The following is a 9,155-nucleotide window of genomic DNA, read 5'->3' on the forward strand; positions in this document are numbered from 1 at the left end:
CCGCGAACCACCGGCTGTTCGCCAGGGGCGGCACGGCGTCTACCGCTGGCGGAGTTTGCGCGACAAGGGTCGGCCCTGCGGGATCGGTGGCTGGCTCGCCCGTCGCCTCGGTGACAGAGGCGTCAACGGCATCCGACCCCTCGTCGGCGATCGGGTCGTCGGCCGCCGGTTTATCGGCGGGCAAGGATTTGCCGCTATCGGCAACGGCCGGCTTCGCGGCGGCAGCCTTGTCGTGGCCGAGGTCCTTTTTGCCCGGCCCTTCAGCGGCGGTGTCGCGCACGGGCTTGGCTGGCCCGTCGTTCCCTGCAGCACGTGGGTTGCGAGCCTGGTTGGCGTAGACATCGGCGAAGCTGGAGGCCTTGTCCGCGGGCTCGGCGACCTGCGCCGGTGGATTGGCGGATACCGCCTTGGCCTTGGTCTGGGCGGCGGCCTGCAGAAGCATATTGGGGGTCACGGGCATGAAACGGTCTCCGCCGCACTGGGATCGTAGGTACAGTTGACGGAGATCAAAGCAAGGGTCGCGCCAGGTTCAAGTGCGCGGTGCGAAAAGCGCCCACACAGTTGTCCTAGTCGGCAAGCACGCGCTGACGTTCGGCCTCATACAGCGGACGGACCAGGGCGAATTCGCCGTCGATTTCGCCCACCAGTTGTTCAACGCCGGCGAGGCGTTTCTGCTTGGCGCATTGCTCCAGCTCATGGCACAACCGGGCCAGGCGAATGGCGCCCATATTGCTGCTGCTGCCCTTGAAACTGTGGGCAGCATTCATCAGTTGCTGGGCATCGTCTGCCTTGTGCAACAGGACCAGGCGTTCTTCAGCGTCGGCGAGAAAGGTATCCAGCAACATCGGATACTCATCCTCCATGACTTCTTGCAACGCGCTCAGCACGTCGAAGTCCAGATGTGTGTCAGCCACTTGCTCACTCCTTGATCAAGAATGCGTGGATTATGCCAGAGCCTCCCAGCAAAACTCCACGCGGGCACTTCGACCCTCGTCGGACCAGTGGGCATTACGGCTCAATTGACGGATCAGGCCGATGCCACGTCCCGACAGACGGGCTCCATCAGCGGGCAGCTGCAGCACCCGATCGACATCAAACCCCTTGCCACTGTCTTCGACGCGAACCGTCAGGCAACCGCCCTTGCCCTGCGGTGTCACCTGCAGATGTATCCGGATGAAGCCACCCTGCAACTCATCCAGGCGAGTATTGCGCTGTTGATAATAGCGGGTAAAACCCGCGGCATCCCGTTTGAGGCTGGAATCCAGGCCCAGTACGCCATGCTCCAGGGCGTTGGAATAGAGTTCCGCCAGCACACTGTAGAGCGCCCCGCTTTGCGCCCGCAGCCCATGGACCTCCAGCAGCAACTGCAACAGATAAGGCAGCGGGTTGAAGCGCTTGAGCGTGGCCGCGCGAAACTCGAAACTCACCGACCAGTCCAGCGGGCAGGACTGGCCACTGTCGGAATATACCAACGCCGGCGGGCTCACCTGCTCCCCCTCCAGAAAGCTGACCTCGACCATGCTGACGTCGTCACGGGCTTCACCGCGAAATTCCCGCAGCGCCTGCTCGATCTCGGCGAACAACTCATCAGGCTGCCGATTGGCGGCAAACACCCGCTGCAGCCGCTCGACACCAAACAGTTGTTCGTTGGCATCGCAGGTATCGACCACACCGTCGGATAACAGAAACACCCGATCGCCGACCGCCATCGGAAACACTTCGGTGCGATCGTCGAAGGCTTGCGGGCTCAGCACGCCCAGCGGCAAGTGCCGAGCCTGCAGCGGCGTGCGCTCACCCTTGGCGACGCTGTGCAGGTAACCGTCCGGCATCCCGCCGTTCCACACCTCCACCGAACACCGCTGAAAACTCAGGCGCAGCAGCGTGGCACAGCAGAACATGCCCACCGGCAGGATGCGCTTGAGCTTGGCATTCATCTCGCGCAAGGTTTCGGCCAGGCCGTAACCCTTGGCCGTCATGCCATAGAAGACTTCAGCCAGGGGCATGGCCCCGACAGCCGCCGGTAAACCATGGCCGGTGAAGTCCCCGAGCAATACGTGCATGTCGCCGGCAGGCGTATACGCGGCCAGCAACAGATCGCCGTTGAACAGCGCGTAGGGCGATTGCAGGTAGTGGATATTCAGGGCATTCAGGCAACCGGAATGGGCCACCTTGTCGAACACGGCCTTGGCCACCCGCTGCTCGTTGAGCAGGTGCTGGTGGTGCCTGGCGATCTGGTCTCGCTGCTGCAACACGGTGGCCTGCAACCGGCGCAAGCGGTCCATCGCCTTGATTTTGGCGGCGAGAATCACCTGGTTGTAGGGCTTTGCCAGAAAGTCGTCGCCCCCGGCTTCCAGACAGCGCGCCAGGGCTTCGCTTTCGGTGAGCGAGGTCAGAAAGATGATCGGCACCAGGGTTTCGCCGGCCAACGCCTTGATCTGCCGCGCCGCCTCGAAGCCGTCCATCACCGGCATCATCGCGTCCATCAACACCAGTTGCGGGCGTTGCTGACGGAACGCTTCGACCGCCTCGGCACCGTTGGCGGCCGTCAGCACCGCATGGCCCTGGCGCCGGACGATGCTCGACAGCAGCATGCGATCGGCGGCGCTGTCTTCGGCGATCAGGATCGTCAGCGATTCGAGCGGCGGCTGCATGCCGCTCAACTGATGTCGAACAGTTTGTCGAAATTGGAGATGGCGAGGATCTTCTTCACGTCGGAACTGCTGTTGACCACGCGAATGTCGGACTCGTCGCCACCGGCGTGATCGCGCAGCAAGAGCAACATGCCCAGGGCCGAACTGTCGAGGTAGGTGGCTTCTTTCAAGTCGACGACGACGGCGGAGAGTTCCTTGTCCTCGTAGGACTCACGAAATTCCTGATGCTTGGCGAAATCGAATCGTCCCTTGATCGATATCGTCAGCTTTTGTCCATCCGGGGATACTTCTGTAACGACTGACATGAACGGCTTCCTTGTCATTGGAGAACGTAGGTGTGGAAGGTTTAGCACTTGGCGGGGATGGGGGCAAGGCTGGTAGTGGTGGTGGGGCCGAGGACGCCTGATTCAATACGGATCCTGCCGCGGCAGCCGCTGCGACAATTCATCCAGCAGCTTCTGCTCGCGCTTGTCTTCCAGTCGTCGCGCCTCATCCATGTAACGCTGAACCAGTTTGCGCAAGCCTTCGACCCGGGCATACGCCTGCTGCCAGGTTTCCCGTGCCTTGTTCAGATTGTTCTGATGCCAGGTCAGGCTTTGTCGTTGCTGATCGATGGCCGTGCCCAGTTGCGCGAGGAAGCCTTGATACCCCAGCAACCATTGCCCGGAAACGCCGCTGCTGCCGCGCACGATCCATTGCTCCTGGTAGTCGAGCCGAAACGCTTCGAGGTCGGCGAGTTTGCTTTCGGCCAGGCGGACCTGCCCCTGGAAGTGCCCCAGGCGCTGGACCGCGGCTTTCTCGACCTTTTCCGCCATGTCCACCACCGGGGCCAGGCGGGCTGCGCGACTCTGGGCCATGGCCGGTTAGCCGCCGGCCGCAGGGGCAAAAATCGAACCCAGGTAGGCTTCGCTTTCACCCAGGCTGATGCTGTCGTTCAGGCCCTGGCGCTGGTATTTGACCAACTGCGGCTGCAGGGCAATCGCCAGGTCGGTTTCCCGGTCACCGCCGGCAACGTAGGCGCCGACGCTGATCAGGTCGCGACTCTGCTGATACCGCGACCACAATTGCTTGAAGTACTGGGCGCGGGCCATGTGTTCCTTCGACACCACCGACGGCATGACCCGGCTGATGGACGCTTCGATATCGATCGCCGGGTAGTGACCTTCCTCGGCCAGGCGCCGGGACAGCACGATGTGCCCGTCGAGCACGCCGCGCGCCGAGTCGGCAATCGGATCCTGCTGGTCGTCGCCTTCGGACAACACGGTGTAGAACGCGGTGATCGAACCGCCGCCCTTCTCGGCATTGCCGGCGCGCTCCACCAGTTTCGGCAACTTGGCGAACACCGACGGCGGATACCCCTTGGTCGCGGGCGGTTCGCCGATGGCCAGGGCGATTTCCCGCTGGGCCTGGGCGAAACGGGTCAGGGAGTCCATGAGCAACAGCACGTTCTTGCCCTTGTCGCGGAAATATTCGGCGATGCGCGTGCAGTACATGGCCGCGCGCAGTCGCATCAGCGGCGCATCGTCCGCGGGCGATGCCACCACCACCGAACGCTTGAGGCCTTCTTCGCCGAGGATGTGCTCGATGAATTCCTTGACCTCACGCCCACGTTCGCCGATCAGCCCGACCACGATGATGTCGGCCTCGGTGAAGCGGGTCATCATGCCCAGCAGCACACTCTTGCCCACGCCCGTACCGGCGAACAACCCGAGGCGCTGGCCGCGACCGACCGTCAACAAGCCGTTGATGCAACGAATGCCCACGTCCAGCGGTTCGCTGATCGGTTCACGCTTGAGCGGGTTGATGGTCGGGCCGTCCATCGGCACCCAGTCTTCGGCCTTCATCCCGCCCTTGCCGTCCAGCGCCCGACCGGCGCCATCGAGTACCCGCCCGAGCATGCTCATGCCCATCGGCAGGCGACCACTGTCCGCCAGCGGCACCACGCGCGCACCGGGGGCGATACCGGCGACGCTGCCGACCGGCATCAGAAAGATTTTGTTGCCGGAGAAGCCCATGACTTCGGCTTCGACCTGCACCGGGTGGTAACTGTCGTCGTTGATCACCATGCAGCGGCTGCCCATGGCGGCGCGCAAGCCTTCGGCTTCGAGGGTCAGGCCGACCATGCGCAGCAGGCGGCCTTCGAGGATCGGCGCGCCGGCCAGCGTGGTGGCCTCGGCGTAACTGCCCAGGCGCTTGGCGAAGCTGGTGCGGTCAAGGCGCATCGGGCACATCCGGTGCGGGGGCGGCTGGCGCTGTGTTGCCCGTCGGCAGCTCCAGGCTCAGGTCCGGCGCCGCCGGGTGCAGTACCTGTTCGTGCAGTTGATCGAACAGCTTGTCCATGACCCGCGTCACCCGGGTTTCAATCGACGCGTCAATGCGACTGTGCTCGGTCTCGACCCGGCACCCGCCCGGCAACAATGCCTCGTCCTCGACGATGCGCCAGGTTTCTTCATGACGCTCGCGCAGGGCTTTGACCTGGGCGAAATCTTGCGGATTGATGTACAGCCGCACGTTGCCCACGCCCAACGGCAACAGCTTGAGGGCATCGCGCATGACGTGTTCGATCTGTGTCGAATCGATGGCCAGTTCGCGCTGGATCACCTGGCGGGTGATGTGCTGCACGAGGTCGACCAGGGCCTTCTCGATCTCGGTGTCCTGCTCGGCAATCGGCTCCAACAGGTGGCCCATCAGCTTTTCCAGCGCGGCAAGTTTCGCCGCCAGCGCCACTTCGGCTTCCTGGCGGACCTTGAGCGTGGTGCTGTGGAAGCCCTCCCGCTCGCCGGTGGCGAAACCTTCGTTGTAGGCTTCCTGGCGAATGCTTTCGAGCTCTTCGAGGGTCAGCGGCTGGACTTCCTCCAGCGGCACTTCCTGCATGGCCGGCGGCTCGGGTTCAGGCTCCGGTTCGGGCTCGGGGACGTACGGATCGAAACTGGGCAACGACCAGATATCGACACCCCTGACGTCCTTGGCTCGGATCAGGTCGGTCTGGGACTCATCATGTTCAGTCGACATAGTGATGTCAGATCATCTCTTCGCCGCCCTTCCCGCCGAGAACGATTTCTCCGGCTTCGGCCATACGGCGGGCAATGGTGAGGATTTCTTTCTGCGCGGTTTCCACGTCGCTGACGCGCACCGGGCCCTTGGCCTCGAGGTCGTCGCGCAACAGTTCGGCCGCGCGCTTGGACATGTTCTTGAAGATCTTGTCCTTGACGTTTTCGTCCGAGCCCTTGAGGGCCAGCACCAGCACATCGGAGGACACTTCGCGCAGCAATGCCTGGATTCCGCGGTCGTCGACATCGGCCAGGTTGTTGAACACGAACATCAGGTCTTCGATCCGGCCGGACAGGTCTTCGTCGACTTCGCGGATCGAGTCCATCAACTGGCCTTCCACCGAGCTGTCGAGGAAGTTCATGATGTCGGCCGCGCGCTTGATGCCCCCCAGGTTGGTACGCGAGGCATTCGAGGCGCCGGAGAACTGCTTCTCGAGAATCTGGTTGAGCTCTTTCAGGGCGGCTGGCTGCACGGTGTTGAGCGCAGACACGCGCAAGATAATGTCCAGGCGCACCTTGTGGTCGAAATTGCCCAGCACCTCACCGGCCTGGTCCGGGTCGAGGTAGGCGACCACGATGGCCTGGATCTGCGGGTGCTCATAACGGATCACGTCGGCGACGGCACGCGGCTCCATCCATTTCAGGCTGTCGAGGCCACTGGTGTTGCCGCCCAGCAGGATGCGGTCGATCAGGCCGTTGGCCTTTTCTTCGCCCAGGGCCTGGGTCAGCATTTTGCGCACGTAGTCGTCGGAGCCGACGCCCAGGCTGGTCTGGTCGCCGACGATCTCGACGAACTCGCTCATCACCTGCTCGACCTGCTCGCGGTGCACGTTGCCCATCTGCGCCATGGCCACGCCCACGCGCTGCACCTCTTTCGGGCCCATGTGGCGCAACACCTGGGCGGCGTCGGTGGAGCCCAGGGACAGCAGCAGGATCGCGGCTTTGTCGACCTTGGACAGTTTGTCGGCAGCGGCTCTATCATTCATCTGCGTTAATCCACTCTTTCACGACCTGGGCCACACGACCCGGGTCTTCTGCCACCAGGCTCTTGATTGCATTCAACTGGGCGTCATAGCCTTCGCTCGGGCTTGGCAGCAGGATGCTGGTCGGGCCGCCAAGGCTGACGCGATCGTTGGCCAGTTCGCCATCCAGACCGCCCATGCCACCCAATTCGACATCGTTGCCGACGCCGACCAGCTGCCGGCCTTTACCGCCGTTGGTGATGTTGTTGAGCACCGGACGCAGCACACCGAACACCAGCACGAGGATGAACAGGATGCCCAGCACTTGCTTGACCACATCCCAGAACCACGGCTGGGAGTAGAACGGCACATCGGCAATCACTTCGGCACGTTCGGCGGAGAACGGCATGTTGATCACGCTGACGCTGTCGCCACGGCTGGCGTCGAAACCGACGGCGTCCTGCACCAGACGGGTGAAGCGCGACAATTCATCGGCGGTCCACGGCGCGCGGGTGGTTTCACCGTTGGCCGGGTTGATCCGCACCTGATCGTCCACCACCACCGACACCGATAGGCGATTCAACCGGCCCTGCTGCTGTTTGGTGTGGCTGATGGAACGGTCGAGCTCGAAGTTTTTGGTGGACTGCGAGCGCTTGTCCGCCGGGTACGGGGCGAGCATCGGCTGGCCGGTGGCCGGGTCCATGATTTGCTGACCGTTGGCGTCCAGCAGCGGCTGCCCAGGCTGGACCATGCCGGCCGACGCGGTGCCGCCACCGGTGGTTGCAGGCGCGGACACCGGCGATGGCGGCTGGTTGCTCAGGGCACCCGGCACGCCTTGCGGGCCATTGCTGGTGGTGCGTTGTTCGTTCACCGATTGTTCGCTGCGCAACGCCGGCTGGTCCGGGTTGAACTGCTCGGAGGTCGACTCGACGGCACTGAAATCCACATCGGCCGAGACTTCGGCCTTGTAGCGATCGTTGCCCAGCACCGGTTGCAGGATGTTATGCACGCGCTGGGTGAGCATGCTCTCCATGCGGCGGCTGTAGTCGAACTGCTTGCCGGCCATGGTCAGCTCGGAATTTTCCGCCTGATCGGACAGCAGGTTGCCCTTCTGATCGACCACGGTGACCTGGGATTTGCTCAGTTCAGGCACGCTGGTGGCGACCAGATTGATGATCGCCAGTACCTGGCCAGGTTCCAGGGAACGGCCGGAATACAGTTCGATCAGCACCGATGCGCTGGGCTTGCGCTCATCGCGCACGAACACCGAGCTTTTCGGAATGGCCAGGTGCACGCGGGCACCCTTGACGTTGTTCAGGCTGGAGATGGTCCGGGCCAGTTCGCCTTCGAGGCCGCGCCGATAGCGGGTCGCTTCCATGAACTGGCTGGTGCCCAGGCCCTGGTCCTTGTCGAGGATTTCAAAACCGATATTGCCGTCGCTGGGCGTGACACCCGCGCCCGCGAGCTTGAGGCGCGCGCGCGACAGGTCTTCGGCCTTGACCAGCAAGGCGCCGGAATTGGGTTCGACGGAGTAGGCAATATCGGCGGCCGCCAGGGTATCCATGACCTGCTTGGCGTCCATCCCGGCGAGGCTGCCGTACAGCGGCCGGTAGTCCGGTTGCTGGGACCACAACACCACGGCAAAGCCAATCGCCACGCTCGCCGCCAGACCGACCAACAGGCCCACCTGACGCAGCATGGTCATCTCGGAGAGATTTTCCAGAAAGGACAAGCCGAACAGCGGCGCTTTGCCGCCTATCGGAGTGGCCCTGGCCGGAACGTTATCAGCGCCTGGTTCTGCCATGACTCAATACCGCCCTTAAACCGGCATCTGCATGATGTCTTGGTAAGCCTGAACCAGCTTGTTACGGACTTGGGTGATCGCCTGGAACGACACACCGGCTTTTTCCTTGGCAATCATCACGTCGGTCAGATCGACACCGCTTTTGCCGATCTCGAACGCCGTGGACAACTGGCTGGAGGCCTGCTGGGTTTCGTTCACTTTATTGACGGCCTGACCGAGCATGTCGGCAAAGCTGCTGCCCGGCAGTTGCGGGACGGCAGCCGTCGGTTTCGACGCAGACATGGCATCCATTTGCATGGCCCGCATGTCCAGCATCAACCGATTGAATTCAATACCTTGGCTCATCGTCTACTCTCTTTGGCGACCCGCAATTTTTTGACGCTCACTCAGCGGGTAGTCAGGTGTTAGCAACAAGGGTGCCAGCTTCTCTGTAGGAGCTGGCTTGCCCGCGAAGACGACATGTCAGTCACTACATAAATCGCCTGACACACCGCTACCCCCCTGTAGGAGCTGGCTTGCCAGCGAAGACGGTCTATCGGCCAATACATGTATCGCCTGACACACCGCTACCCCCCCTGTAGGAGCTGGCTTGCCAGCGAAGACGGTCTATCGGCCAATACCATGTATCGCCGTGACACACCGCCTCCCCCCCCCTGTAGGGAGCTGGCTTGCCAGCGAAGACGGCCTA

9 protein-coding genes and 1 pseudogene are annotated in these 9,155 nt (G+C 62.9%); all 10 read right to left on the minus strand.

Translation table 11 applies throughout. The annotated features are described in order from the left end of the window. Positions 1–460: pseudogene (locus tag BZ163_RS01005) on the minus strand (flagellar hook-length control protein FliK); the annotation flags it as partial. A 106-nt stretch (positions 461–566) separates the two neighbouring features. Then, positions 567–914, minus strand: coding sequence for an Hpt domain-containing protein (locus tag BZ163_RS01010; protein WP_128869444.1), 348 nt, complete (start codon positions 912–914; stop codon positions 567–569). Positions 915–944: 30 nt separating this feature from the next. Beyond that, the gene (locus tag BZ163_RS01015) at positions 945–2,651 is read right to left on the minus strand and encodes a fused response regulator/phosphatase (protein WP_128869445.1); all 1,707 of its coding nucleotides are present in this window, start codon (positions 2,649–2,651) and stop codon (positions 945–947) included. A gap of 5 nt (positions 2,652–2,656) precedes the next feature. Then, on the minus strand, positions 2,657–2,956 hold the full coding sequence (locus tag BZ163_RS01020) for an STAS domain-containing protein (protein WP_128869446.1): 300 nt from the start codon (positions 2,954–2,956) through the stop codon (positions 2,657–2,659). A 102-nt stretch (positions 2,957–3,058) separates the two neighbouring features. Next, positions 3,059–3,508 carry a flagellar export protein FliJ gene (gene fliJ / locus BZ163_RS01025; RefSeq protein ID WP_128869447.1) on the minus strand — a complete coding sequence of 150 codons (450 nt, stop codon included), beginning with the start codon at positions 3,506–3,508 and terminating at the stop codon, positions 3,059–3,061. Between the two features lie 6 nt (positions 3,509–3,514). After that, positions 3,515–4,873, minus strand: coding sequence for a flagellar protein export ATPase FliI (gene fliI / locus BZ163_RS01030; protein WP_128869448.1), 1,359 nt, complete (start codon positions 4,871–4,873; stop codon positions 3,515–3,517). Beyond that, a complete protein-coding gene (gene fliH / locus BZ163_RS01035) occupies positions 4,863–5,663 on the minus strand; it encodes a flagellar assembly protein FliH (RefSeq protein WP_128869449.1) in 801 nt (266 codons plus the stop codon). The genes fliI and fliH overlap by 11 nt, the downstream gene beginning before the upstream one ends. Positions 5,664–5,670: 7 nt before the next feature. Further along, positions 5,671–6,687, minus strand: a complete 1,017-nt coding sequence (fliG, locus tag BZ163_RS01040) for a flagellar motor switch protein FliG (protein ID WP_128869450.1) — start codon at positions 6,685–6,687, stop codon at positions 5,671–5,673. Further along, positions 6,680–8,467, minus strand: a complete 1,788-nt coding sequence (gene fliF, locus BZ163_RS01045) for a flagellar basal-body MS-ring/collar protein FliF (protein ID WP_128869451.1) — start codon at positions 8,465–8,467, stop codon at positions 6,680–6,682. The genes fliG and fliF overlap by 8 nt, the downstream gene beginning before the upstream one ends. A gap of 15 nt (positions 8,468–8,482) precedes the next feature. After that, positions 8,483–8,812, minus strand: coding sequence for a flagellar hook-basal body complex protein FliE (gene fliE, locus BZ163_RS01050; protein WP_128869452.1), 330 nt, complete (start codon positions 8,810–8,812; stop codon positions 8,483–8,485). Positions 8,813–9,155: the final 343 nt, after the last annotated feature.

It is taken from the genome of Pseudomonas sp. VI4.1 (assembly GCF_002029345.1).
Taxonomy (GTDB): domain Bacteria; phylum Pseudomonadota; class Gammaproteobacteria; order Pseudomonadales; family Pseudomonadaceae; genus Aquipseudomonas.

Excerpts from the sequence above, each read along its gene's own strand:
- BZ163_RS01015 (WP_128869445.1), bottom strand. The coding sequence starts at position 2,651 with ATGCAGCCGCCGCTCGAATCGCTGACGATCCTGATCGCCGAAGACAGC.
- BZ163_RS01020 (WP_128869446.1), bottom strand. The coding sequence starts at position 2,956 with ATGTCAGTCGTTACAGAAGTATCCCCGGATGGACAAAAGCTGACGATA.
- fliJ (WP_128869447.1), bottom strand. The coding sequence starts at position 3,508 with ATGGCCCAGAGTCGCGCAGCCCGCCTGGCCCCGGTGGTGGACATGGCG.
- fliI (WP_128869448.1), bottom strand. The coding sequence starts at position 4,873 with ATGCGCCTTGACCGCACCAGCTTCGCCAAGCGCCTGGGCAGTTACGCC.
- fliH (WP_128869449.1), bottom strand. The coding sequence starts at position 5,663 with ATGTCGACTGAACATGATGAGTCCCAGACCGACCTGATCCGAGCCAAG.
- fliG (WP_128869450.1), bottom strand. The coding sequence starts at position 6,687 with ATGAATGATAGAGCCGCTGCCGACAAACTGTCCAAGGTCGACAAAGCC.
- fliF (WP_128869451.1), bottom strand. The coding sequence starts at position 8,467 with ATGGCAGAACCAGGCGCTGATAACGTTCCGGCCAGGGCCACTCCGATA.
- fliE (WP_128869452.1), bottom strand. The coding sequence starts at position 8,812 with ATGAGCCAAGGTATTGAATTCAATCGGTTGATGCTGGACATGCGGGCC.